The organism is Caulobacter sp. GW821-FHT11E11 (assembly GCF_058808315.1).
On the sequence record NZ_JBXARO010000003.1, the window covers coordinates 101,016 to 123,573 of the forward strand.

Sequence of the window (22,558 nt, forward strand, 5' to 3'; positions counted from 1 at the left end):
GGGGCATCCGGTCTTCCCGGCGGCAGCCGGTCGCCGAGGTGTTTGGGGTGGTGGGATCTGGCGCTGCAACGACAGCGCGCCCCGATATCTCCCTGAACCGGCATTGTCGGGAAGACCGGAGTTCTATTCTCCAAGCCAGCTTTCCAGCGCGCGCGCGATGATCCGCGCCGCCTCGTCCGGACCGAACGTCGCCGGATCAAGGCACAGCTCCAGCCACAGTCCGTCCACGGTCGCCGTCAGGGCGATGGCCGCCAGCCGCGTGTCGCGCGCGCCGGCCTGTTCCAGCAGCTTTTCCAGCCGCGCGCGGAAGCCCGCATAGGACGCCGCGTGGATGGCGGCGATGCGTGGCTTGGTCTTCACCAGCGACCAGAAGCCGATCCAGGCCGCCAGCAACTGCGGGTCCAGCACCGGAGCTGCGAAGCTGGCGGTCAGATAGGCCAAGAGGCGCGCGCGCGGCGACGGCTCCGCCGTGGCCAGCGCCGCGTCCAGCGCCGCATCGATCCGCTGGCTGACGGCCTCGTAGGCTGCGGCGATCAGCTCGTCGACGCCCTCGAAATAGTGCCGCAGCAGCCCGGGCGAGACGCCGGCCTCGGCGCAGATCGTCCGCACTGAGGTCCCGCCGACGCCCTCGCGAGCCAGCACGATCTCGGCGGCGGCGACCAGCGCTTGCCGGCGGACGTCGGGGGTCTCGCGAGTGAAGGCGGCGCGGGGCTGGCTCACCATCCTTCCGGCGGCCGCTCCAGTCGGCTCTCCGGAACCAGCGCTCGCATCTTCCGGCCGAAGCTGCGCAGAGACACCTCGCTCGTCGCCAGCGGTCCGGCCGTGAAGGTCCGCGACGCCATGCCCTGCTGCACGCGGGCCACCAGCTCGGTGTCCTCGGCATTGACCTGGCGGTTGATGCGCCAGTTCAGATAGCGCGCCGCCTTCATCTCCCGCCGCTCGTCGGGCAGGGCGTAGGCGATCTCGCGGATGATGGTCTTCTCGGCCGAGACCGGGATGAACTGCATGAAGTCCACCTGGTCGGGATAGATGTCGAAGGCGAAGTTCGGCCAGAGCTTGAAGTAGGTCCACAGGCGCTTGCGATCGTCCGGCAGGTGCGGAACGTCGGGCAGCAGGTCCTGGTACAGCCGCTCGGACGGATTGCGCGACGGCTCGTCGATCAGCTGGCCCCACATCTTGTCGACGAAGGTCTTGGCCTCGACGCCGTAGCCCTTGCCGAACAGCCGCGTCAGGCCGGGGTGGGCGATCGGGATGTGCAGGCCGTCCGAATAGTTGTCGCTGATGTTCTTCCAGTTGACCTCACGCGGCCGCAGGGTGACGCGGCCGAACGGTTGCAGCTCCTCGAAGCGGTAGTGGGCGACCTCGTCCTCATAGGGGGCCATCATCGTGGCCACCGAGGGCCCGGCGCCCTCGATCCGCACGAAGACGAAGCCGCGCCAGATCTCGGTCTCGACCTTGGCCAGGCCCTGCTCGTGCATCTGCAGGGCGGGATAGTCGTCGCGCATCGGCACGCCGATCAGCCGGCCTTCCAGGTCGTAGGTCCAGGCATGATAGGGGCAGACGATCCGCCCGCAGTGGCCGACGGGCCCGTCCAGCAGCCGCGCGCCCCGGTGGCGGCAGACGTTCGCAAACGCCCGCGCCCCGCCGTCCTTGCCGCGCACCACGACCAGGCTCTCGCCCACGAAGTCGAAGGTGTGGAAGTCGCCGGGCTTGGGGATGTCGTTCAGGTGGCAGACGATCTGCCACGACGGGCGAAAGATCTTCTCCTGCTCTTCCTTGAAGAAGCGCTCGTTGCCGTAGATCCAACCCGGCAGTCCCCAGTCAGCCTGCGGATCCTCGTTGGAGATCGCGGTCATCGCCCGACCACCGACAGCTTCACCGCCGTGACGAAATCCTTGTCGCGCAGGATCTCGCGCGCGGCGTTGCGGCCCGGATTGCCCGAGACGCCGCCACCGGGGTGCGTGCCGGCCCCGCACATGTAGAGACCCTTGATGGGCGCGCGGTGGCTGGCGTTGCCCAGGAAGGGCCGGGTGGCCCACAGCTGATCCAGCGACATGTGGCCGTGCATGATGTCGCCGCCGATCAGGCCGAACTTGCGCTCCAGGTCCAGCGGCGACAGCAGGGTGCGGCCCAGCACCGAGGCCTTGAAGCCCGGCGCCCACTGATCGACCGTATCGATGATCAGGTCGCCCGCCGCCTCGCGCACTTCGTCCCAGCTGCGGCCGTTCGGCAGCTCCGGCGCGAACTGCTGGCAGAACAGGCTGGCCACGTGCTGGCCCGGAGGCGCCAGCGAAGTGTCGATGGTCGAGGGGATCAGGATCTCGACGATCGGGGCCTTGCTGATGCCCTCGGCTTTCGCATCACGATAGGCGGCGTCCATGTAGTCGAGGCTGGGGGCGATCACGATGCCCGACTGGTGGTGCTCGGCGGTCTCGCGGCCCGGCAGGCAGGTGAAGCTGGGCAGCTCCGACAGCGCCACGTTCATCCGGAAGGTGCCCGAGCCGTTCTTGTAGCCGTCGACCGTCTTGCGGAAGTCGGCGGTCAGGGCCGAGGGCGGAACCAGCTTCTTGTAGAGCAGAGCCGGATTGACGTTGGCGCTGACGATGGGAGCCATGATCTGGCGGCCGTCGACCAGCTGCACGCCGACGGCCTTGTCGCCGTTGACATGGACGCCCTCGACCGGCGCGTTCAGCAAGATCTCGACGCCCGCCGCCTCGCAGGCTTTCGCCATCGCTTGCGTGATTGAGCCCATGCCGCCGACCGCGTGGCCCCAGGCGCCCTTCTTGCCGTTCACCTCGCCGAAGGTGTGGTGCAGCAGGACGTAGGCGGACCCCGGCGTGTCGGGGCTGGCGAAGTTGCCGACCACGGCGTCGAAGCCGAACGCCGCCTTGACCGCGTCGCTCTCGAACCAGCCGTCCAGCACGTCGCGAGCGCTCTTGGTGAATAGGTCCAGCAGGTCGCGCTTGCGTTCGCGGGAGAGGAAGGCCAGCCGCCCGCCCTGGCGCAGGGCTCGCAGCATGCCGGGCAGGCCGTCGCCCAGGTTCGGCGGCGTCTCCTGGGCGAAGTCGCGGAGCACGTCGCCGATCTCGTCCAGCATGGCGTAGTAGGCCGGCAGCACCTCGGCGTCGCGGCGGCTGTACTTGCGGAACTCCTCCTGGGTGCGCTCCAGCCCGCCGCCCAGCTTGATGAACTTGTCGTCGCTGATCGGCAGGAAGTTCGAGATCGGCCGTTCCAGGAAGGTCAGGCCGTAGCCGTGCAGGCCCATGTCGGCGATCACGCGCGGGTTCAGCAGGCTGACCGTGTAGCTGGCGACCGAGTTGCGGAAGCCGGGGTGGAACTCCTCGGTCACCGCCGCCCCGCCGACCACGCTCCGCGCCTCGCAGACCGTGACCTTCAACCCCGCCTTGGCCAGGTAGAAGGCGCAGACGAGGCCGTTATGCCCCCCGCCGATGATCACCGCGTCGCGGCTGGTGGTGTCGGCCATTGTGTCTCTCCCCAAGAGCAGGAGGAGAGGTTGCTATACGATCGTATAATAGGCAAGTGGCGACCCTCTCGCCGATCCGCATGAAGGGCGCTTCGATCAGCGGATAGGTGATCGAGGCGGCGGCGACGGTCAGCAGGATGATCATCGCCACGACGGCCGCGACCGTGACCGCATTCCCGTGCGCCGCTGTCATCGCCGCCACCAGCGGCGCGGTGGCGACGATCACCAGCGGGTGCAGCAGATAAAGACTGAAGCTGCGCCGGCCCAGGAACAGGGCGACGCGATTGACCAGTAAGGCGCTGGGCCGCTTCAGCTGCGAGAGGATCACACACGGAAAGGCCAGGGCGATCAGGTACTGCTCGACGTCCACGCTCCGGACGACCGGGTGGCTGATCCTGAACCCCGCGATCACCGCCCAGATCGACAGGCCTATGGGCAGCAGAGCCGCGCGCAGGCGATCACGCCCGTCCAGCAGGCCGGACCGGTGGATATGGAAAGCCGCCAACCCCGCCATGAAGTGGGGCAGGTGCGTGACGATGTTCATGTAGCCATAGGTTCCGTTCGGCCCGATCCAGGCCTGGAACGCCACGGCGACGACCAGGCTGACGGCGTAGAGCGCGAGGCTGGAGCCGACCCCGCGCGCGACCAGAAGAACAAGCGGCAGCAGGGCGTAGAAGATCATCTCCACGCCGATGGACCAGCCGGCCCAGACCACGCTCTCGTGGAGGCCCGGCATGAAGCCAAACAGGAACGTCAGGTTGGCGAAGACGGCGAACGGCGTGGTCGCCTGGCCCTCCCTGAACCACATCACGGCGATCCAGATCGGGACCAGGACGTAGAACAGCGGCGCGATCCGGAAGTACCGCCGCAGCGCGTAGCGGATCAGGTCGTCGAACCCTCGCAGGCGTCCATAGTAGCCAACCGCGAGCGAGAACGCCGACAGCGCGTAGAACAGCGGAACGGCCAGCCCGAACCGGTAGACGAACACCTTGGCGATCTGGGGGATGCCGATCCCGTTCAGCAGAACGGCGTGATAGACGATCACACAGAGCGCGGCGACGGCCCTGAGCGCGTCCAGCGCCGGATAGCGCGGCCGAGCGCCCTCGGCTTCAACAATACTCCCACGACTCAACCAGACAGCCTTCACATGACGCGACAGGCCTGCAGCTTAACCTAAGGGTGCAGAAATGCACCGGCTTCCTTTTCGGAGCGGGTGAAGAGAATGCCTGTCCGCCCTAGGCGTGCTCGGCCTTCCCGCGCGCCGTCAGCCAGTACATCACCGGCGTCGCCACGCGGCTCAGCAGGGTGCTGGTGATCAGGCCGCCGATGATGGCGATGGCCAGGGGCGAGTAGAGTCCCGAGCGTTCCAGGGCCAGCGGCAGCAGGCCGCCGATCGCGGTGACCGAGGTCAGCAGCACGGGCAGGAAGCGCACCTCGCCGGCCTTCTCGATGGCGTCGTGCAGGTTCATGCCCTCGTGGCGCAGCTGTTCGGTGAAGTCGACCAGCAGGATCGAGTTCTTGATCTCGATGCCGATCAGCGCGACCACGCCGATCGTCGCGGTGAACGACAGTGAGTTGCCCGTGAGCGCCAGGGCCAGCACCGCGCCGAACACCCCGAACGGAATGATGCCGGCCACGACCAGGGCGGTCTTGAACTTCTGGAACTCCAGAACGAGCACGGCCAGGATGCCGAACACAGCCACCAGCACCGCCGCGCCGAGGCCCGCGAAGCTCTCCGACGCCGCTTCGGCCTCGCCGCCCAGCGACAGGCGGTAGCCGGGGGGCAAGGGCAGGTCCTTATTCAGCCGCGCCACCGCCTCTTCCGTCACGCCCGAGGCCAGGAAGCCGGTGCGGACATACGAGCTGATCGTCACCGTCCGCTCGCGATCGAAGCGGTCGATGCGTGAGGGGCTGCTCTTGAGCTTCGGCATGGCGATGGCGTCCAGCGGGGCGGCCAGGCCGTCGGCGGTCGGGACATAGACGCCCTTCAGCGCCGCCAGCGGATTGCGCGCCGCGCCGTCGACATCGGCGGCCGGCAGCCGCACCTTGACCGCGTAGTCGTCGCCGTCGGAGTCGCGGAAGCGGCCGGCCTCCTCGCCCGACAGCGCCAGGCGGGCGATGCGGCGCGGGGCGCCCGCAGGGACACCCAGGGCGGCGGCCTTGGCCTCGTCGACGCCCAGGTCCAGGTCGGTGCGGTCCAGGCGCACGGGATTGGTGACGTCGCGCGTGCCGGGCGTGGCCTTCAGGATCGCCTCGGTCCGGGCGGCCAGGGCCTTCAGGACCTCGAGGTTCTGCCCCGTGAGGCGCACGGCCACCGGCGCGTCGATCGGCGGGCCGTTCTCGAAGGTCAGGACACTGATCCGCGCGCCGGGATAGTTGTTGAAGTCGCGCCGCAGCCGGTCCAGCACCCGCTCGCTCTTGCCCGGCTCCCAGGCCTTCAGGCTGACGAACACCTCGGCGAAGGTCGTGGCGCTCTCGCGCTGGCTGCGGTTGTAGAAGATCTGCGGATTGCCGCGGCCCAGATTGGCGGCCTGCCAGGCGATGTCGGGCTCTGTCTTCAGGCGGCTTTCGACATAACGCAGGGCGCGGTCGGTGCGGGCCAGGGACGAACCGTCGGGCGTCTCGATGCGGATCAGGAACTGCGGCGTCTCGGCCTGGGGGAACAGGCTCGACCCGATCAGCTTCACCAGCGGCAGGGTGGTCAGGCAGATGGCCAGCAGGATCGCCAGGGTCAGCCACGGCCGCGCCAGGGACCGGTGCAGCACCGGCCGGTAGAAGCGGTGGATGCCGTCATTGACCGCCCGCAGCAGGGCGTTGCCCTCGGGGTCGGAATGCTTGTCCAGCAGGCGGCTGGCCAGGAACGGGATGATGGTCATCGAGACCAGCAGCGAAGCGGCGATGGTGCACAGCACCGTCACCGGCAGCGACTTGATATAGGCGCCCGAGCCGGCCGGCAGGGCCATCAGCGGCAGGAAGGCCAGCATCAGGGTGGCCGTGCAGCCCAGCACCGCCAGGCTGATCTGGCGCGTGCCGTTGATGGCCGCCTCGACCCGGTCCTCGCCCTCGCGCACCCGGCGGGCAATGTTCTCGGTGATGACGATGCTGTCGTCGACCAGCAGGCCCAGGGCCAGCACGAAACCGGCGATGGACAGCTGGTTCAGGGTGAAGCCGAACGCCTGCAGCATGGTCAGGCCGATCAGCAGGGAAAGCGGGATCGAGACCATCACCACCACGCCGGCGCGCGGGCCTAGCGGCAGCAGAGTGATCAGCACCAGAACCAGCGCGATGCCGAAGTCGCGGAACAGGTTGCTCAGGCGGTGCTTGACGTTCTCGGCCTGGACGAAGCCGCGCTCCAGCTTCACGCCGGCGGGCAGGGTCTTTTCGTAGTCGTCCAACACCTGCTGGACGGCCTTGGTGATCTTGGCGACGTCCTGGCCGTCCTTCTGGTTCACGGTCAGGAACACGGCGCGCTTGCCGTTGAAACGGGTCAGGTGCGAGGGCTCGGCCTGGGCCCAGGCGACACTGGCCACGTCGCGGACGCGGGTGACCTGGCCGCCGAGCGAGCGGACGGGCGTGTCGGCCACGGTCGCCAGGTCGCGGAAGGCTCCGCCGGACTTGACGTTGAAGCGTCTCTCTCCGGCTTGAACCGCGCCGATCGGCGCCTCGGCGCCGGCCTGGCGCAGAGCGTCGGCCACGGCGGTGGCGGGCAGGCGCAGCGCCGCCAGGCGGGCCAGGTCCAGCGTGACCTGCACCTCGGACGGCGGCGCGCCCCAGTACTTGGCCTCGCGCACGCCCGGCACGCGGTCCAGCCGCTCGCGCAGGCGGTCGGCGGTCTTCTCCAGGCGGCGCATCGGCAGGATGTCGGAGGTCAGGGCGACCTGGACGATCGACACTTCGGTGGTGCGCACCCGCTCGATCTCCAGCCGCTGCAGGCCGGCCGGCAGGTTGCCGCGGATGGCGTTCACCTCGCGCACGACCTGGTCGAACTTGCGCTCGGTGTCGACGTCCCAGGTGAAGTGGACGCGGATCACCGCCGCGCCGTCCACGGCGGTCGACTCGACCTTGTCGATGTCGTCGAGGCCGTCGACGGCGTCCTCGACCGGGTCGACGATCAGCTGCTCCATCTCGGACGGCTCGGCGCCGGGCAGCACCGCACGGACGATGACGATCGGGGTGGGGAAGTGCGGGTCCTCGGACCGCGGCACGTTCAGGAAGGCGTTGACCCCCAGCATCACCAGCAGGCCGAAGGCGACCAGGGTGAACTGCCAGCGGCGGACGGCGAAGGTCGCGAGGTCGAACTTCACGGATCAGCGCCCCAGATGCGCGGGGTCGACGACCCGGACGGCCTCGCCGTCGGCCACAAAGCCGGCTCCAGCGGTGATCACCTGGGTCCCGCCCGGCAGGCCCGCGACCAGGGCGTCGTCGCCGTCGAAGCCGCCGAAGCTGACCGCCGTGCGCCGGGCCTTGCCGTTGTCGAAGCGGTAGACGAAGGCGCGTTGGCCGCTGGCTTCCAGCACCGCCTCGGCCGGGATGCGGGCATAGGTCGTGGCGGCGCCGGGCGCGGTGCGGACTTGCAGGCTGGCATGGGCCACCTGGCCCGAGCGCAGGGCGGCCGGCGGGGCGGACAGCTCGATCTCGACACTGATGGCGCCGGTGCGGGTGTCGGCGGCCTCGCCGACGCGGGTGACGCGGCCGGTCAGGGCCTGGCTGCCCAGGTCCTCGACGGTCACCTGGGCGGTGTCGCCGACGCGCACACGGGCGGCCTCGCGGGCGGCCAGGGGCAGGCGCAGGACCAGCGGCGAGGTCAGGTCGGCGACCCGCGCCACCACCTGGCCGGCGGCCACGACCTCGCCCGCCTGGGCCCGGCGCTCCAGCACCACGCCCGACACCGGCGAGGCCAGGCTGGCCCAGCGGCGGTCGAAGCGGGCGGCGTCATAGGCGGCCTGGGCGGCCTTCAGCACGCTGGCCCGGTCGTCGATGCGCTGCTTGGCCACGAAACCTTTCTCGAACAGGGTCTTGTCGCGCTCGACGTCGCGGCGGGCGCGTTCCAGGTCGGCGGCGGTTTGCTGCTGGCGGGCGTCGACGCCCGCCGGATCGATCGCGGCGAGGACCTGGCCGGCGCGGACGGTATCGCCGGCCTCGACCCGCACGGCGGTCAGGACGCCGGGAATGCGGAACGACAGCGCCATCTCGCGACGGCGCTCCAGCGTCCCGGCCCCGGTGACCGCGCCCGACGCGCCGGGAGCGGCTACCCGCGCGGCCTCGACCGGCGTCGGCGCAACCGGTTCATCGGTCTTGGGCTTGCCGCCACAGCCGGCCAGAACGACCGCCGCGACTAGAGTCGTCGACGCCAGAAACCCGTTCCGCCACATAAGCTGTTCCACATCGATCGATGATAAGTTATCAGTGATCGATAATGCTTGCTTGTCAAGCTTGGAGACCGGTGGTCAAGGACGTCGGATGCAGACCCGTTCCCCGCGTAAACCCAAGGGCCAGGGCGCCGAGCGCCGCGAGGAGATCCTCGACGCCGCCCAGAGCCTGTTCGCCCAGAAAGGCGTCCACGCCGTCTCGACCCGGCAGATCGCCGAGATCGCCGGCATCTCGCAGCCAGCGCTGTACGCCTACTTCGCCACCAAGGACGACATCGCCGCCGAGCTGTGTGTGCGGGCCTTCGCGATCCTGGGTCAGAAGATGGCCGCCGCGCGGGTAGACTACACCCCGACGCCTGAGAGTTTCGAACGCTGCCTGCGGGTCTATATCGACTTTGGCCTGGAGCACCCGGATGCCTACCGCGTGGCCTTCATGCTGGAGAAGAGCGTCGACGGCTCGTTCCTGGAAAAGACCGGCGGCCGCCCGATGACGGCGGGCAAGGAGGTCTTCCACGTCTTCGTCGAGATGGTCGGCGAGCTGTACGCGCGGGGCCAGATGGCCGGCGACGATGTCATGGCCGCGACCCAGGCGCTGTGGGCCGGCCTGCACGGCCTGGTCTCGCTGCTGATCGCCCGGCCGGAGTTCCCGTGGGTCGACCGCGAGCCGCTGATCGCGACCCATGTGGCCATGCTGCGGCGAGGCGCGTTGAAATAGGGCCTTCGGGTCTCTAGATGAGCGCCTCGTTTTTCCGGGAAGGATCCCCTATGGCCAAGCTCCTGCCGCTCCAATCGTTCAGTCTGCAGGAAACCGAGGACGGCTACCGCCTCCTGGTCTCGGCCATCGGCGGCGAGTCGATCTACGTCTCGATCACCGCCGATCAGATGGACGACATCATCGACAGCCTCGAGAACGCCATGGGCGGCGAGGCTGATGGCGAGATCAACGAGGATGACGTCGAGTTCTAACTCGTGAGCGCGGCCAGTTCCTTGAGGCCGCGCACTAAAGTCCCGCGCTTTCCCGCCGCGCCGAGCGAGATGCGCAGGCCTTCGCCGGCCGCGCCCGGCGCGCGGAAGGCCTCGGCGCCGACCAGAGCCAGGCCGCGTTCGCGCGCCGCCGGGTCGGCCACGGCGCCGGGCAGCCAGACATGCAGGCTCTCCGCGCCGCCCACGGCCGCCGGCAGCAGCTCGGCGGCCAAGGCTCGCCGCGCCACAGCCTCTTCCCGCACCCCCGCCAAGACCTGGCCGGCGACGCCGTCGCGGATCCAGCTTGTGACCACGGCCGCCATCAGCGGCGCGGGCATCTGGGCGATGGCGTGCAGGGCCGCGGCGAAGCCTTCCGCCTGCCCCGGCGGCGCGATGACATAGGCCAGGCGCAGGCCCGGCGAGAGGGTCTTGGCGGTGGTGGCGACGTGGAACACGCCTTCGGGCCACAGGGCCGCGAGGGCGGGCAGGGGCGAGGCTGGCAGCAGGCCGTAGGCGTCGTCCTCGATGATCGTGACGCCTGCCGCCTTGGCGATGTTCACGACCGCTTCTCGCCGCGAAAGGTTCATGGTCGCCGCCGTCGGGTTCTGGAAGGTCGGGGTGCAGCACAGCAGGCGCGGACGATGCTCGGCGATCAGCCGCGCCAGCGCCGCGGGCTCCAGGCCTTCGTCGTCCAGCGGGCAGGCGACGACCTTCAGGCCGCGCCGAGCGGCGGTGGCCAGAAGACCCGGATAGGCGAAGGCCTCGGCCAGGATCGTGTCACCGGGGACGGTCAGATGGTCCAGCAGCGCCGACAGCGCCGTCTGCGCCCCGCTGGCGACCACGACCCGCTCGGGCGCGACCTCGCCCAGCACCGTTACAAGCCAGGCCGCACCGGCCGTCCGTTGGGCCAGGGAGCCCGCGCCGGGGTGGTAGGCCATCAAGGTCGCCGGATCGGTTCGCGCCAGGATCGCGCCGGTCGTCTCGCGCAGCAGGGCCGCCAGGTTCAGCCCCGCCGGCGGGGGCGGCAGGTTCATCGACAGGTCGACCAGACCGGCCTCATCCTCAATCGTCCGTAAACGGATGAACGTGCCGCGACCGGTCGCGCCCTCGATCAAACCGCGCTCGCGGGCCAGGGCATAGGCGCGGGTGACGGTGGTGAAGTCGATTCCGACAAGACGAGCCACTTCGCGCTGGGCCAGGATCTGGTCGCCGGCCTGCAGCTCGCCCTCGGCCACCGCGTTTTCAAGCGCCTGGGCGATGCGGCGATAGGCCGGCCCGTCCAAGGCGTCGATCCGACGCAGCCAGGCGGGCGCCAGATTCGGTGATCCCTTAGTTGTGGTCACGCGACAATATCCATACATTGATCGCACAATGTATGGATCAATCCTGCGATTGTAGGAAGGGCTCTTCGATGGCCGACCAACAGTTCTACGACTCCCCCACGCCTGTGGAGGCCGGCCTGAAGTGCTGCTGCCCCCGCTGCGGCGAGGGCAAGCTCTATAGCGGCTTTCTGAAGCTGGCCCCGTCGTGCGACCGCTGCGGCCTGGACTACAGCTTCGCCGACCCGGCCGACGGCCCGGCCTTCTTCGTGATGAGCGGCGTCGGCATCGTGATCATCTCGATCTTCGCCTGGGTCGAGGTGGCCTTCCACCCGCCGATCTGGGTGCATTTCGCCACGGTGTTCCCGGCCCTGATCCTGGGCTGTCTCGGGACCCTGCGCCCAGTGAAGGGTTGGCTGGTCGCCGCCCAATACATCAACAAGGCCGAGGAGGGCCGCTTCGAGAGCCTGGGCCGCCACGACTACGACTCGCGGCGGCTCTAGCCCTTCCGATTACACGCCGAGGCTACCCGCCACCTGGCGCGTCGCCGCGTTCAGGCGGTTCCAGACGTTGATCGCCGAGATGCTGATCAGCAGGCCGGCCAGGGCCTTCTCGTCATAGTGACGGGCAGCCTCATTCCACACGTCGTCCGGCACCGGGTCGGCCTTGTCGGCCACGCGGGTCACGGCCTCGGCCAGGGCCAGGGCGGCGCGTTCAGCGTCGGTGAAATAGGGTGTGTCGCGCCAGCCGGCGACGGTGGCCAGGCGCTCGGGGCTCTCGCCCGCCTTGGCGGCGGCGCGGGCGTGCATCTCCAGGCAGACGCCGCAGCCGTTGATCTGGCTGACGCGCAGGTGCAGCAGCTCGTGCAGGGTTTCCGGCACGCCCTCGACATGGGCGGACTTGCTGAGCGCGATCAGAGCCTTCATGGCGTCGGGCAGTAGGAAGGCGGGCTGGGTCATACGGGCTTGCATCGAAGTCTCCTTGCGGTTTGTCGGCGCCGCCGGTCACATCCGGCGACATCCGTTCGTCGAAGAGGTGACGGAAGCCGACGGAGCGATGTGACCGATGCCCGAACAAAATTTTCTCGCCGATCGATTCGAAGCCGACCGCATCCGCCTGCGGGGCGTGGCCTACCGCATGCTGGGCTCGCTGCCCGAGGCCGAGGACGCCGTGCAGGAGGCCTGGCTGCGCCTGTCGCGCGCCGACACCAGCGGCGTCGACAACCTGTCGGCCTGGCTGACGACAGTGACCTCGCGCGTGTGCCTGGACATGCTGCGCGCCAAGAAGTCCCGCCGCGAGGACGCCCTGCTGGAAGGTGGCCCCGAGCCTTCGGTCAGCGGCGAGGACGCCATCGAGCGCGAGACCATCCTGGCCGACTCCGTGGGGCTGGCCTTGCTGGTCGTGCTGCAGTCGCTGAACCCGGCCGAGCGGATCGCCTTCGTCCTGCACGACCTGTTCGACATGCCGTTCGAGCAGATCGCGCCGATCGTCGAGCGCACGCCTGACGCCGCCCGCCAGCTGGCCAGCCGGGCGCGTCGCCGGGTGCGCGGCGGCGATGTGCTGGATACGGCCCAGACGGCCCAGAAGAGCGTGGTCGACGCCTTCCTGCTGGCCTCGCGCACCGGCGACATGGCCGGGCTGATGGCGGTGCTGGATCCCAATGTCGTGGTCCGCGCCGACATCTTCGCCGGCGGCGGCCAGACCCGCGAGCTGCGCGGCGCCGAGAAGGTCGCGGCCTACTACAACGGCCTGGCGGTCTCCGGTCGCACCGCCCTGGTCGATGGCGTCATCGGCGCGGTCGTGGCTCCGCTGGGCAGGCTGTACCTGGTGCTCGACATCCGGATCGAGAACGGCAAGGTCGTCGAAATCTTCGCCGCCGGCGATCCCGATCGCCTGGCCTCGGCTGAGGTCTCGGTGGTCTAGATCAGGCTAAAGGCCAGCACGCCGGCGGCGCCCAGCAGCGCGATCCAGGTCAGCAGGATGCCCAGCTGACGGGCGCGCAAGGGCCCGCCCAGCATGCCCCAGGCGTGGGCGGCGCGGCCCAGCACGACGGCGGCGGCGATGAGGGTGATCGCCATCGTCGACGCGCCGCCGGCCTCGGCCAGGCCCAGCACGATCAGGGTCAGCGGCACATATTCGACGAAGTTGGCCTGGGCGCGGACGCGGCACTCCAGGTCCTTGTCGCGGCCATGGCCCAGCGAGACCTTGGCCCTGAACCGCTGGGCCGAGATCGGGACGCTGAGCCCCACCAGGGCGACGGCGGCGAGCGCGGCCAGGGTGGACGTGATAGGTGCGACGATCATCTGGATTTCCCCCGCTTGTTGCGCGGACTATCCGGGCTTAGGTTGCATTTTGCAAGCGTGAGATCTTCGCCATGGACCGCACCTTCCGCTCCGACTGCGCCATGGCCTCGACCCTGGACATCCTGGGAGACAAGTGGTCGCTGCTGGTGATCCGCAACCTGATACTGGGCGCGCGCAGCTTCCGGCAGATCCAGTCCGCTCCCGAGGGCATCGCCACCAACATCCTGTCCGAGCGCCTCAAGCGCTTGGTTGAGGCGGGGCTGATCGTCGAGCAGCGGGCGGCAGCGGGCTCGGGCGCGCGGGGGCGCTACGCCCTCACCCCGGCGGGCGCCGACCTGTTGCCGGTGCTGCAGGCCATCGCCGTCTGGGGCCGCGACAATATCCCCAACCGCCGCCCGATCCCGGAGGGGCTCCTGACCATGACACCGGCGCAGCTCTTGGCGCGCGATCAGCCGCTGATGACCGACACGACCTCGCCGACCTCGGACCAGCCCAAGGTCGAATAGAGCGCCCGGCCGTCGGGCGTGGCGATCAGCACGCCGTGGGTAGCGCCGTGCTCCAGGGCGGCGGCGGTCAGCCGGCTCATGATCAGGCCACCCAGGCCGCGCCGGCGGTGGGCTTCCTCGGTGATGATGCGGTCGAAGGTGACGCTGTCGCCGGCCAGGCCGCAGCGACCGGTGGCGGCGGGGCTGCCGTCCGGCGCGTCGATGTCGATGTGCAGCTTGTTGTCGGTCTGCGTCAGGCGGAGCGTGTAGCCGGGCGGCGGCTCGGCGCTCGGCGGCGGCCAGACGCGTGGCCATCAGCCAGGCCGGATCGCGGACGATCCAGCCGGCCGGCACGTGGGGCAGGACCGTCTCGCGCGGCGCCAGGGCCTCGACGTAAGTGCAGGGCCGGGCGATCCCCGCGACCAGGCGGCGATAGGCCTTCGGTTCGAACGCCGAGGTCACAACGTGGCGACCCAACTGATCGGGAAAGCCGATCTCGAACCACAGCCCGGCCGGCCCCGGCACGGGATCGCCATAGCCGCGCGCCCGGCAGTAGCCGAGCGACCAGATCTCCAGGGACGACATGGCTACTTCAGCAGGGCCTGACCGCGACGGCTCAGCTCGTCCTTGATCTTGCCGGCCGCCATGCCCAGCAGGCCGGGCAGGGAGATGTCGAGGCGGGCGTGATCCTCCAGCACCTGGACGACGCCGGTGATGGTCGAGCCCATGGCCACGGCCGAGAAGTTCAGCACGTCGCCGGCCCAGCTCTGGGTGAAGCCCTTGGCGTCGCCGCCGGGGATCTGGCCGGCCAGCTGCGACAGGCCCTGCTCCAGGCGGCGCTTGGCCTCGGCCGCGCCCAGCTGGTGGGGGATGTTGATGCTGACGGTCTTGGCCATGGAATCCTCTCGAAGCTTACCCTGAAATGCGGGCGGCGGCGGTCCAGTTCAATACGTCCGATTCTGGCGCATGGCGCAGCCAAGATCGTTTTCATCAGATGAGGGACGACATGACCGACTTCGCCATGACCCAGCCGTTCACCGCGCGCCGCTTCGTTCGTCCCGGTCGTCCCGGCGGCCTGCTCGGCGCCATCCACTATGCCGGCGTGCTGCTGGTCTGGGCGGTGCTGTTCGTCGTCGACCGTCCGCTGGCCCTGAAGGTGATGGCCGAGCGCCGCGCCGACTCGCCCATCCCGCGTCACTGGGGCTGGTGATTTTGGGGGGCTGGTAGGATCTGACGAAACGCGGCATGCCTGCGGGCATGTCGATCGTCGTTTCCGCCCGCCCGGTCTCGCATCCGCTGAAGGCCCCGTTCCGCATCTCGCGCGGGGTCAAGACCGCCGCCGACGTGGTCGAGGTGACGGCCTCGGCAGAGGGCTATATCGGGCGTGGGGAGAGCGTGCCCTACGGCCGCTATGACGAGACGGTGGAGAGCGTGTTGGCGCAACTCGCGCCCGCGCTAGCTTCTGACGATGTGGAGGCCGCCTGCGCCGCGTTGCAGCCCGGCGCGGCCCGCAATGCCCTTGACCTCGCTCTTTGGGACCTCCGCGCCAAGCGCACGGGCGTCAGCGTCGCCGAGGCCACTGGCCTGACGGTCCCGACCGATTTGGTCACCGCCGTCACGGTCAGCCTCGACAGCGCCGAAGCCATGGCCGAAGCCGCCCGCGCCGTCGCCGATGCGCCGCTGATCAAGATCAAGCTCTCGGCCGAAGATCCCGCCGCTCGCCTGCGCGCCGTCGCGGCCGCTGCGTCGAACTCGCGGTTCATCGTCGACCCCAACGAGGGCTGGACCTTCGACATCCTGCGGGACCTCAAGCCCCTGCTGGCCGACCTGCCCATCGCCCTGGTCGAGCAGCCGCTGCCGGCCGACGCCGACCAAGACCTGGAAGGCTGGGACCCGCCGTTCACGGTCTGCGCCGATGAAAGCGTCCATGTCGGCGGCGATCTGGCCAAGCTGCGTGGCCGCTACCAGGCGGTGAACCTGAAGCTCGACAAGACCGGCGGCCTGACCGAGGCGGTCGCGATGCTGAAGGCCGCGCGGGGGTTGGGGTTCCAGGTGATGACGGGCTGCATGGTCGCCTCGTCGCTGGGCGTCGCGCCGGCGCTGCACCTGGGCGGGGCGAGCGACTTCGCCGACCTGGACGGGCCATGGTGGCTGGCGGTGGATCATCCCGGCGGCCTGCGGGTCGAGCGCGGCCGGATCACACCGCCCAAGCCGGGGTTCTGGGGCGATGGCGTGGAGGCCGAAGGGCTGTGGCTGTGACGGCCTAGCCGACGCCGCGGTCCCTCGCCACGGGACCCGTGGGATATTCATGGCGCTCGAGCCGGCGAACCTCGGGCGGGGTCGTCGAGACGACGTCCAGGCAATGGTTCTGCGTGACCAGGGCCCAGTGCGTCAGAGGGCCCGGATAGTCGTTCGTCGCGAAGGTCGAGGCCGCCACATAGTCGAGGAACGGCGACGCAGCGCGGGTCGACAGGCGATCGGGGACGGGCTCTTCGCCGGGCGCCAGGGTCGCGAAACGCTCGTTGCGCATGGCGTAGACGACATAGTCGGACCAGTAGAGCTCCAGCACCGGGCTCTCGCGATTGAGACGGATCTCGCGCGCCTCGATCGACATGCCGGCCAGGTCTACGGTCTCGAAGGGGCTCGGATCGTCAGCGACCACGATGACGATGCGCAGGTCATTGTCGCGCGGCTCGCTGATGTCGATCAGGAACAGGTCCAGCGGGCCCAATGGGAAGTCCATGGCGTGCTCCTTGGGCGAGCGGATCAACTCTGGCTTAGAGGCAGGGATACCTGGGTGTTTCCCACATCGACACCGCCTCCGCATGCCCCGCAACGCACCACCGGCTCCAGCCGCGCGCCGCAGCTGTGTGTCAGGATTTCCGGGCTTCCCTCACTACCTGCCAGCCACCGATCGCCCCATGCCATCAGCGCCGCGATCAGCGGGAAGAGGTCGCGGCCTTCCTGGGTCAGCCGGTATTCCCACCGCTCTGGCCGCTCCTGATACCGCACGCGCTCCAGCATACCGCGCGCCACTAGTCGTTCCAGGCGGTCGGTCAGGATGTTGCTGGCGACCTTCAGTTCGGCCTGGAAATCCTTGAACCGGCGCAGGCCGTAGAAGGCCGCGGCGACCAGGTGGGCGGTCCAGCGGTCGCCCAGCACCTCGATGCCGCGCTCCAGCATCGGATGCAGGGGCGCGCCGCCGACGTCGTCGGAACTGGCGCGGCGGGAATGGCGGGCCGGCGGGGCGGGTTCAAGCCCGGCGCCGGGGCCGGGGGAGAGGGTGATATCGCGCACCTTCACCGCCTCGCCGCAGGTCTTGCAGGCCAGGACGGGCTTCAGCGGCTGGCCGCACGGTTCGTGGACGATCTGGTGCGACGGGCAGTCGGGATCGAAGCGCCAGCGCATCTCCCAGCCCAGCAGCATCAGCGCCGAGTCGTACAGGTCGCGGCCCATCGCCGTCAGCCGGTACTCGTAGCGCGGCGGGCGGTCCTGATAGAGGCGGCGCTCCAGGATGCCGCCGGTCTCCAGGCGCTTGAGGCGGTCGGTCAGCAGCGAGCGGGCGACGCCGGTCATGGCCACGAAGCCGTCGAAGCGCTTCACCCCCATGAAGGCGGCGTACAGCACCAGCAGGGTCCAGCGGTCGCCGATCAGGTTCAGCGCGCGGGCGGCTGAACTGCGACGGACGAGAGCAGGAGCCTTTGGCGGGACCATGGGCGGCTTGGTGGGCCGCTTCGGCTGGGCGAGTCAACGTGGTTCAAACCGTTGTTCGTCTAAGTCGTGGACTCGACGATGGTCGCTTGTATAATCGAACTAACTAGAAATGAGGGAGCTGGCGCATGGTCTATGTGCTGGGTGGTTGGCAGAGCGACTTCGCCGCCAACTGGAGCCGTGAAGGACGCGAGCTGGCCGACGCCTTCGCCGAAGTCGTCGGCGAGGGGCTGGCGGTCGTCGACCTGGATCCCAAGGACATCGAGACCGGCCATGTCGGCAATTTCGCCGCCGAGCTGTTCGCGGGGCAGGGCCTGTTGGGCGGCATGTTCGGCATGGTGCATCCGGCCTTCGACGGCCTGCCGACCGCGCGGCACGAGGCGGCCTGCGCCTCGGGCAGTGTCGCCATCCTGGCTGCGACGGCCGAGATCGAGGCGGGGCGCTACGACCTGGCCTGCGTCGTCGGCATCGAGCAGATGCGCAATGTCCCCGGCCAGAAGGCGGCCGAGAACCTGGGCAGCGCCGCCTGGGCCGGCCACGAGTTCCAGGATGCGCGTTTCCTGTGGCCGCGCGCCTTCTCCGATCTGGCCGACGAGTACGACCGGCGTTACGGCCTGGACTACCGGCACCTGATGGGGATTTCGGAGATCAATTTCGCCAACGGCAAGCGCAACCCCAACGCCCAGACTCGCGGGTGGAATTTCGGACCCGAGGCTTTCACCGACGATCCGGTCGCCAATCCGGTGGTGGAGGGCCGCACGCGCAAGCAGGACTGCGGCCAGGTCACCGACGGCTCGGCCGTGGTGTTCCTGGCGTCGGAGCGGCGGGCGCGGGAATACGCCGACAAGCGCGGCATCCCTCTGGAGAGCATCCCGCGCATCAAGGGCTGGGGCCATCGTTCGGCGCCGATCAGCTATGCGCGCAAGGTCGAGGCGTCGCGTGACGCGCCTTACGTCTTCCCGCAGGTGCGCCGCGCCATCCTGGACGCCCGCGCGCGGGCCGGGATCGCGCCGGACGTCTCCGGTATCGACGCAGTCGAGACCCACGACTGCTTCACCGCCACCGAATACATGGCCATCGACCACCTGGGCCTGACCGCGCCCGGTGAAAGCTGGAAGGCTGTCGAGGCCGGCGACATCGCCATCGGTGGCAAGCTGCCGATCAATCCGTCCGGCGGGCTGATCGGGGCCGGGCACCCGGTGGGGGCCACGGGCGTTCGGATGCTGCTGGACGCCTGGAAGCAGACCTCGGGACGGGCCGAGGACTATCAGGTTGAGGGGGCCAAGACGGTGCAGACGCTGAACATCGGCGGGTCCACGACGACAACGGTGAGTTTTGTCGTGGGGACGTAGAGGTCGCTTCCTTTCGCCAGTTCAATAGCCCTGCTCGAGGTCCCTGTTCACATGCCTCCGCCGCTCACCCTGCTCCTCGTCAACGCCGCCGTTTCGGCGGTTGCGTTCCTGCTTCTGTGGATCGTCAGTCTACGGATCAAGGACGTCAGCTTCATCGACGCCTGGTGGGGACCTAGCATGGCGCTGCTGGCCTGGAGCACCTTTCTGCAAGCTCCGCCGACCCCGCACAGCCTGCTGCTGACCGGCCTCTGCACCCTGTGGGCGGCGCGGTTGGGCGGGTACCTGCTGTGGCGGTGGCGCAAGCATGGGGCCGATCGGCGCTATGTCTCGATGATCGCCCATGCCGAGCGGACGCGCGGCTGGGGCTTTGCCAAGACCGCGCTGCTGCTGGTGTTCTCGCTGCAATACGCCCTGGGTTTCCTGGTCGCCCTGCCGGTGCAACTGGGCCAGCAGCCGGGGCCGCTTGGCCCGCTGGCTTTCGCCGGGGCGGCCCTGGCCTTGGTCGGCATCCTGTTCGAGACGATCGGCGACTGGCAGCTGACCCGCTTCAAGGCCGATCCCGCCAACGCCGGCCAGGTCATGGACAAGGGCCTGTGGCGCTACACCCGCCACCCGAACTATTTCGGCGACGCCTGCGTCTGGTGGGGGCTGTACCTGATCGCCGCCGAGAGCGGCCTGGGCGCCTGGAGCCTGCCGGGGCCGGTGCTGATCACCGTGCTGCTGACGAAGTGGAGCGGCGTGCCGACGACCGAGGGCCGGATGCGGAAGAGCAAGCCGGGGTATGAGGCCTATGTGGCGCGGACCAGTGGGTTCGTGCCGTGGTTTCCGAAGAAGGCCGCCTAGTAGCCGAAGATCGTCAGGACCGTCGCATGCTCGAGGCGGGCTTCTATCCAGTCGGCGACCGATGACAGAAAGGCTTCGATGACTGCGCGGGCTTCTGGCGTGTTTGCTTCGCGCAGGAAGCTGTCCGCATCGGCCAGGGGATTGTCGTCGGCGTCATAGACAAGCGTGTGGACGACATCATCGGCGGTCAGGACGCCGTCCGCGCTCAAACGATGCGCCGTCGCCTTCAATTCCGCGGCGACGCGACGCCAGGTCACGGCGTCGAACTCACCGATCCCGTAGCGCGTATCCGGGTGATAGTTCGGCGCAATGCGGCGCAGCACCGGTTCGACCAAGTCGAACCCAGCATCGGAAAGGGTGATGCGGGACGCCGAGGCATGGCCGGATTTTGGCCCCTCGGCGATGTCGATCGTCATTCCCCCGACGGGATGATTTCCCGAGCGGATTTCGAATGCGTCGAGCAGCGTCACCCCTTCAACTTCTCGATCAGCGCCATCGCCGCCGCCGGGTTCCGCACCTTCGCGCCGGCGATGAAGTACGCGAACACGTCCCCCCGCTCGGCCCAGGTCCGGGCCTGATTGACGATCCCGTCCAGCTCCTCGGACGTCATGCCCGTCGGCTCGTCCGGCTTGCTGGACATCAGCCGCGCATAGGTGAAGTCGGCGGTCGGTTCGTCGATGCAGGGCCAGGTCGGCTCCTCGTCGTCGACGGCGTAGACGATGGCCGCGCCGTACTTGGCGGCCAGGTCGTAGAACTCCTGGCAGGCGAAGGTCGGGTTGCGAACCTCGAGCGCGTGGCGCAGCTGTACCCCGCCGCGCTCCTTTGGCAGCAATTTCAGGAATCCCTCGAAGTCAGCCGCATCGAACTTCTTCGTCCCCATGAACTGCCAGTTGATGGGCCCCAGCTTCGGACCCAGCTCTTCCAGCCCCTGGGACAGGAATTTCTCGAGCGAGTCGTTGTTCTCCGACAGCACCTTGCGATTGGTGCAGTAGCGGCTGGCCTTGACCGCGAACACGAAGTCGTCCGGCGTCTCGGCGCGCCACTTCTGCCAGCTGTTGGGCTTGAAGGTCGAATAGTAGGTGCCGTTGATCTCGATGCTGGTCAGCTTGGACGACGCATATTTCAGCTCGTCCTTCTGCTTGACGTCATCGCCGTAGAAGGGACCGCGCCAAGGCTCGAACGTCCAGCCGCCGATGCCTGCCCGGATCACGCCCTTGGCCATGCCTGTTCCCTTCCTGTTCTCGGCGCGCACCCTAGCATCGCCGGCCGGTTCGGCAAGGGCGGGACGCGAGGCTGCTGACTCCTGCGGTCAGCACTCCACCCGGTTGACCGACAGGCCCACGGCCAGGCCGCCCATCGAGGTTTCCTTGTAGATCTCGTTCATGTCCTCGCCGGTGCGCTTCATCGTGGCGATGACCTTGTCGAGGCTGACCGAGTGCTGGCCGTCGCCCAACAGCGCCAGGCGGGCGGCGTCGATGGCCTTGATGGCGCCCATGGCGTTGCGCTCGATGCAGGGGATCTGCACCAGGCCGCCGATCGGGTCGCAGGTGAGGCCCAGATTGTGCTCCATGCCGATCTCGGCGGCGTTCTCGATCTGGGCGTTGGTGCCGCCCAGGGCGGCGGCCAGACCGGCGGCGGCCATCGAGCAGGCGACGCCGACCTCGCCCTGGCAGCCGACTTCCGCCCCGCTGATCGAGGCGTTGCGTTTGTAGAGCGCGCCAATGGCGGCCGCCGTCAGCAGGAAGACGCGGATCTGTTCGGGCGTGCCCTTGTGGAAGCGCACGAAGAACCGCAGCACGGCGGGGACCAGGCCCGCCGCGCCATTGGTCGGGGCGGTGACGACACGGCCGCCGGCGGCGTTCTCCTCGTTGACCGCCATGGCCCACAGGTTGACGAAGTCCATGGCCGCCAGCGGGTCGCTCATCTGGCGCTCCATCCGGCCGAGGATGGTCTGGTGGATCTGGCGGGCGCGGCGCTTGACGGTCAGGCCGCCGGGTAGCACGCCGTCCTGGCGCATGCCGCGATCGATGCAGGCTTCCATGGCGTTGAAGATGCGGTCGAGGCCGGCGTTCATGTCGTCTTCCGACATCCGGGCCAGCTCGTTGGCGCCCATGACCCCGGCGATCGACAGGCCCGCATCGGCGGCGCGTTGCAGCAGGTCGGCGCCGCTCTCGAACGGGTGGGGGATTTCCGGACCGGTCTCGGGCGGGGCGTTGCTGCCCATCTCGCGCTCGTCGCGGACGAAGCCGCCGCCGATCGAGAAATAGGTGCGCTCGGCGAGGACCTCGCCGGCCTTGTCGAAGGCGGTGAAGGTCAGGCCGTTGGGGTGCTGCGGCAGGCGTTCGTGGCCTAGCCAGACGATGTCCTTGGCTTCGTCGAAGGCGACGGGATGGTCGCCGCCCAGGTTCAGGGACTGGGTGGCCTGACTCTCCAGCAGGGCCGCCTCGCCGGCGTCGGGATCGAGCGTGGCGGGGACGAAACCCATCAGGCCCAGGATCACGGCGCGATCGGTGGCGTGGCCTTTGCCGGTCAGGGCCAGCGAGGCGTAGAGGCGGGTTTCGACCCGCGCGACGTCGGCCAGTTTCCCCGCCTCGCGCAGGCGGCCGATGAACAGCACGGCGGCCGTCATCGGCCCCATGGTGTGGCTGCTCGACGGGCCGACGCCGAGTTTGAACAGGTCGAAGACGGAGGCGGTCATGATCGTGGGTCCGCCCTCGTCCTTCGACAGG

Annotated in this window: 24 protein-coding genes and 1 pseudogene; 9 read left to right on the forward strand and 16 right to left on the reverse strand. The window is 69.1% G+C overall.

Annotated elements, in window-relative coordinates; genetic code table 11:
- Window positions 1-123 precede the first annotated feature (123 nt).
- From AC1RR5_RS07765 to AC1RR5_RS07790, 6 genes are all read right to left on the reverse strand, one after another.
- Window positions 124-720, reverse strand: coding sequence for a TetR/AcrR family transcriptional regulator (locus tag AC1RR5_RS07765; RefSeq protein ID WP_492920681.1), 597 nt, complete (start codon window positions 718-720; stop codon window positions 124-126).
- Window positions 717-1,856, reverse strand: a complete 1,140-nt coding sequence (locus AC1RR5_RS07770; RefSeq protein WP_492920682.1) for an aromatic ring-hydroxylating oxygenase subunit alpha — start codon at window positions 1,854-1,856, stop codon at window positions 717-719. The genes AC1RR5_RS07765 and AC1RR5_RS07770 overlap by 4 nt, the downstream gene beginning before the upstream one ends.
- Window positions 1,853-3,484, reverse strand: coding sequence for a phytoene desaturase family protein (locus tag AC1RR5_RS07775; RefSeq protein ID WP_492920683.1), 1,632 nt, complete (start codon window positions 3,482-3,484; stop codon window positions 1,853-1,855). The genes AC1RR5_RS07770 and AC1RR5_RS07775 overlap by 4 nt, the downstream gene beginning before the upstream one ends.
- On the reverse strand, window positions 3,435-4,616 hold the full coding sequence (locus AC1RR5_RS07780) for an acyltransferase family protein (RefSeq protein WP_492920684.1): 1,182 nt from the start codon (window positions 4,614-4,616) through the stop codon (window positions 3,435-3,437). The genes AC1RR5_RS07775 and AC1RR5_RS07780 overlap by 50 nt, the downstream gene beginning before the upstream one ends.
- 103 nt (window positions 4,617-4,719) lie before the next feature.
- Window positions 4,720-7,788, reverse strand: a complete 3,069-nt coding sequence (locus AC1RR5_RS07785) for an efflux RND transporter permease subunit (RefSeq protein ID WP_492920685.1) — start codon at window positions 7,786-7,788, stop codon at window positions 4,720-4,722.
- A 3-nt stretch (window positions 7,789-7,791) separates the two neighbouring features.
- A complete protein-coding gene (locus AC1RR5_RS07790) occupies window positions 7,792-8,868 on the reverse strand; it encodes an efflux RND transporter periplasmic adaptor subunit (protein ID WP_492920686.1) in 1,077 nt (358 codons plus the stop codon).
- A 76-nt stretch (window positions 8,869-8,944) separates the two neighbouring features.
- On the opposite strand from AC1RR5_RS07790, the gene AC1RR5_RS07795 reads away from it, so the two are divergent.
- On the forward strand, window positions 8,945-9,568 hold the full coding sequence (locus tag AC1RR5_RS07795) for a TetR/AcrR family transcriptional regulator (RefSeq protein ID WP_492920687.1): 624 nt from the start codon (window positions 8,945-8,947) through the stop codon (window positions 9,566-9,568).
- A 50-nt stretch (window positions 9,569-9,618) separates the two neighbouring features.
- Entirely contained in the window at window positions 9,619-9,819 is a 201-nt protein-coding gene (locus tag AC1RR5_RS07800; protein WP_492920688.1) for a hypothetical protein, read from the forward strand.
- Here AC1RR5_RS07800 and AC1RR5_RS07805 read toward each other — a convergent pair.
- The gene (locus tag AC1RR5_RS07805; protein WP_492920689.1) at window positions 9,816-11,177 is read right to left on the reverse strand and encodes an aminotransferase-like domain-containing protein; all 1,362 of its coding nucleotides are present in this window, start codon (window positions 11,175-11,177) and stop codon (window positions 9,816-9,818) included. The two genes, AC1RR5_RS07800 and AC1RR5_RS07805, sit on opposite strands and share 4 nt — an antisense overlap.
- Window positions 11,178-11,227: 50 nt before the next feature.
- Here AC1RR5_RS07805 and AC1RR5_RS07810 point away from each other — a divergent pair, with 50 nt between their 5' ends.
- Window positions 11,228-11,638 carry a DUF983 domain-containing protein gene (locus AC1RR5_RS07810; protein ID WP_492920690.1) on the forward strand — a complete coding sequence of 137 codons (411 nt, stop codon included), beginning with the start codon at window positions 11,228-11,230 and terminating at the stop codon, window positions 11,636-11,638.
- 9 nt (window positions 11,639-11,647) lie between these two features.
- Here AC1RR5_RS07810 and AC1RR5_RS07815 read toward each other — a convergent pair whose 3' ends face one another.
- Window positions 11,648-12,106 carry a carboxymuconolactone decarboxylase family protein gene (locus AC1RR5_RS07815; protein ID WP_492920691.1) on the reverse strand — a complete coding sequence of 153 codons (459 nt, stop codon included), beginning with the start codon at window positions 12,104-12,106 and terminating at the stop codon, window positions 11,648-11,650.
- A gap of 94 nt (window positions 12,107-12,200) precedes the next feature.
- Here AC1RR5_RS07815 and AC1RR5_RS07820 point away from each other — a divergent pair, with 94 nt between their 5' ends.
- Window positions 12,201-13,058, forward strand: a complete 858-nt coding sequence (locus AC1RR5_RS07820; RefSeq protein WP_492920692.1) for a sigma-70 family RNA polymerase sigma factor — start codon at window positions 12,201-12,203, stop codon at window positions 13,056-13,058.
- On the opposite strand, the gene AC1RR5_RS07825 is transcribed toward AC1RR5_RS07820, so the two are convergent.
- Window positions 13,055-13,438: an MAPEG family protein gene (locus AC1RR5_RS07825; protein WP_492920693.1), complete on the reverse strand. Its 384-nt coding sequence runs from the start codon at window positions 13,436-13,438 to the stop codon at window positions 13,055-13,057. The two genes, AC1RR5_RS07820 and AC1RR5_RS07825, sit on opposite strands and share 4 nt — an antisense overlap.
- Window positions 13,439-13,509: 71 nt before the next feature.
- Between AC1RR5_RS07825 and AC1RR5_RS07830 the strand changes: the two genes are divergently transcribed.
- A complete protein-coding gene (locus AC1RR5_RS07830; RefSeq protein WP_492920694.1) occupies window positions 13,510-13,944 on the forward strand; it encodes a winged helix-turn-helix transcriptional regulator in 435 nt (144 codons plus the stop codon).
- On the opposite strand, the gene AC1RR5_RS07835 is transcribed toward AC1RR5_RS07830, so the two are convergent.
- Both AC1RR5_RS07835 and AC1RR5_RS07840 read right to left on the reverse strand, forming a co-directional pair.
- A complete protein-coding gene (locus AC1RR5_RS07835; protein ID WP_492921317.1) occupies window positions 13,887-14,180 on the reverse strand; it encodes a GNAT family N-acetyltransferase in 294 nt (97 codons plus the stop codon). The genes AC1RR5_RS07830 and AC1RR5_RS07835 overlap by 58 nt on opposite strands.
- 330 nt (window positions 14,181-14,510) lie before the next feature.
- Entirely contained in the window at window positions 14,511-14,819 is a 309-nt protein-coding gene (locus AC1RR5_RS07840) for a polyhydroxyalkanoic acid system family protein (protein ID WP_492920695.1), read from the reverse strand.
- Window positions 14,820-14,929: 110 nt separating this feature from the next.
- Between AC1RR5_RS07840 and didA the strand changes: the two genes are divergently transcribed.
- Window positions 14,930-15,133 (forward strand): DNA damage-induced SOS-independent cell division inhibitor A, encoded by a 204-nt coding sequence (gene didA / locus AC1RR5_RS07845; RefSeq protein WP_492920696.1) that lies wholly within the window; start codon window positions 14,930-14,932, stop codon window positions 15,131-15,133.
- A 47-nt stretch (window positions 15,134-15,180) separates the two neighbouring features.
- Window positions 15,181-16,182, forward strand: coding sequence for a dipeptide epimerase (locus AC1RR5_RS07850; RefSeq protein ID WP_492921318.1), 1,002 nt, complete (start codon window positions 15,181-15,183; stop codon window positions 16,180-16,182).
- Window positions 16,183-16,186: 4 nt separating this feature from the next.
- Here AC1RR5_RS07850 and AC1RR5_RS07855 read toward each other — a convergent pair whose 3' ends face one another.
- Window positions 16,187-16,666, reverse strand: a complete 480-nt coding sequence (locus AC1RR5_RS07855; RefSeq protein ID WP_492920697.1) for a hypothetical protein — start codon at window positions 16,664-16,666, stop codon at window positions 16,187-16,189.
- Window positions 16,667-16,689: 23 nt separating this feature from the next.
- Window positions 16,690-17,637, reverse strand: coding sequence for a winged helix-turn-helix transcriptional regulator (locus AC1RR5_RS07860; protein WP_492920698.1), 948 nt, complete (start codon window positions 17,635-17,637; stop codon window positions 16,690-16,692).
- Window positions 17,638-17,762: 125 nt separating this feature from the next.
- Between AC1RR5_RS07860 and AC1RR5_RS07865 the strand changes: the two genes are divergently transcribed.
- Window positions 17,763-18,986: an acetyl-CoA acetyltransferase gene (locus AC1RR5_RS07865; protein ID WP_492920699.1), complete on the forward strand. Its 1,224-nt coding sequence runs from the start codon at window positions 17,763-17,765 to the stop codon at window positions 18,984-18,986.
- A 51-nt stretch (window positions 18,987-19,037) separates the two neighbouring features.
- Window positions 19,038-19,829: a DUF1295 domain-containing protein gene (locus AC1RR5_RS07870; RefSeq protein WP_492920701.1), complete on the forward strand. Its 792-nt coding sequence runs from the start codon at window positions 19,038-19,040 to the stop codon at window positions 19,827-19,829.
- Here AC1RR5_RS07870 and AC1RR5_RS07875 read toward each other — a convergent pair.
- The 3 genes and pseudogenes from AC1RR5_RS07875 to AC1RR5_RS07885 form a co-directional block, all read right to left on the reverse strand.
- Window positions 19,826-20,299: a hypothetical protein gene (locus tag AC1RR5_RS07875; RefSeq protein ID WP_492920703.1), complete on the reverse strand. Its 474-nt coding sequence runs from the start codon at window positions 20,297-20,299 to the stop codon at window positions 19,826-19,828. The genes AC1RR5_RS07870 and AC1RR5_RS07875 overlap by 4 nt on opposite strands.
- Window positions 20,296-21,089: pseudogene (locus tag AC1RR5_RS07880) on the reverse strand (DUF72 domain-containing protein). The gene AC1RR5_RS07875 and the pseudogene AC1RR5_RS07880 overlap by 4 nt, the downstream one beginning before the upstream one ends.
- 49 nt (window positions 21,090-21,138) lie before the next feature.
- Entirely contained in the window at window positions 21,139-22,527 is a 1,389-nt protein-coding gene (locus AC1RR5_RS07885) for an L-serine ammonia-lyase (protein WP_492920705.1), read from the reverse strand.
- Window positions 22,528-22,558: the final 31 nt, after the last annotated feature.

Bases quoted from the DNA above. Each gene is read 5' to 3' on its own strand.
- AC1RR5_RS07770 (WP_492920682.1), bottom strand. From the start codon at position 1,856: ATGACCGCGATCTCCAACGAGGATCCGCAGGCTGACTGGGGACTGCCG.
- AC1RR5_RS07775 (WP_492920683.1), bottom strand. From the start codon at position 3,484: ATGGCCGACACCACCAGCCGCGACGCGGTGATCATCGGCGGGGGGCAT.
- AC1RR5_RS07795 (WP_492920687.1), top strand. From the start codon at position 8,945: ATGCAGACCCGTTCCCCGCGTAAACCCAAGGGCCAGGGCGCCGAGCGC.
- AC1RR5_RS07800 (WP_492920688.1), top strand. From the start codon at position 9,619: ATGGCCAAGCTCCTGCCGCTCCAATCGTTCAGTCTGCAGGAAACCGAG.
- AC1RR5_RS07805 (WP_492920689.1), bottom strand. From the start codon at position 11,177: ATGTATGGATATTGTCGCGTGACCACAACTAAGGGATCACCGAATCTG.
- AC1RR5_RS07810 (WP_492920690.1), top strand. From the start codon at position 11,228: ATGGCCGACCAACAGTTCTACGACTCCCCCACGCCTGTGGAGGCCGGC.
- AC1RR5_RS07815 (WP_492920691.1), bottom strand. From the start codon at position 12,106: ATGCAAGCCCGTATGACCCAGCCCGCCTTCCTACTGCCCGACGCCATG.
- AC1RR5_RS07820 (WP_492920692.1), top strand. From the start codon at position 12,201: ATGCCCGAACAAAATTTTCTCGCCGATCGATTCGAAGCCGACCGCATC.
- AC1RR5_RS07825 (WP_492920693.1), bottom strand. From the start codon at position 13,438: ATGATCGTCGCACCTATCACGTCCACCCTGGCCGCGCTCGCCGCCGTC.
- AC1RR5_RS07830 (WP_492920694.1), top strand. From the start codon at position 13,510: ATGGACCGCACCTTCCGCTCCGACTGCGCCATGGCCTCGACCCTGGAC.
- AC1RR5_RS07840 (WP_492920695.1), bottom strand. From the start codon at position 14,819: ATGGCCAAGACCGTCAGCATCAACATCCCCCACCAGCTGGGCGCGGCC.
- didA (WP_492920696.1), top strand. From the start codon at position 14,930: ATGACCGACTTCGCCATGACCCAGCCGTTCACCGCGCGCCGCTTCGTT.
- AC1RR5_RS07850 (WP_492921318.1), top strand. From the start codon at position 15,181: ATGTCGATCGTCGTTTCCGCCCGCCCGGTCTCGCATCCGCTGAAGGCC.
- AC1RR5_RS07855 (WP_492920697.1), bottom strand. From the start codon at position 16,666: ATGGACTTCCCATTGGGCCCGCTGGACCTGTTCCTGATCGACATCAGC.
- AC1RR5_RS07860 (WP_492920698.1), bottom strand. From the start codon at position 17,637: ATGGTCCCGCCAAAGGCTCCTGCTCTCGTCCGTCGCAGTTCAGCCGCC.
- AC1RR5_RS07865 (WP_492920699.1), top strand. From the start codon at position 17,763: ATGGTCTATGTGCTGGGTGGTTGGCAGAGCGACTTCGCCGCCAACTGG.
- AC1RR5_RS07870 (WP_492920701.1), top strand. From the start codon at position 19,038: ATGCCTCCGCCGCTCACCCTGCTCCTCGTCAACGCCGCCGTTTCGGCG.
- AC1RR5_RS07885 (WP_492920705.1), bottom strand. From the start codon at position 22,527: ATGACCGCCTCCGTCTTCGACCTGTTCAAACTCGGCGTCGGCCCGTCG.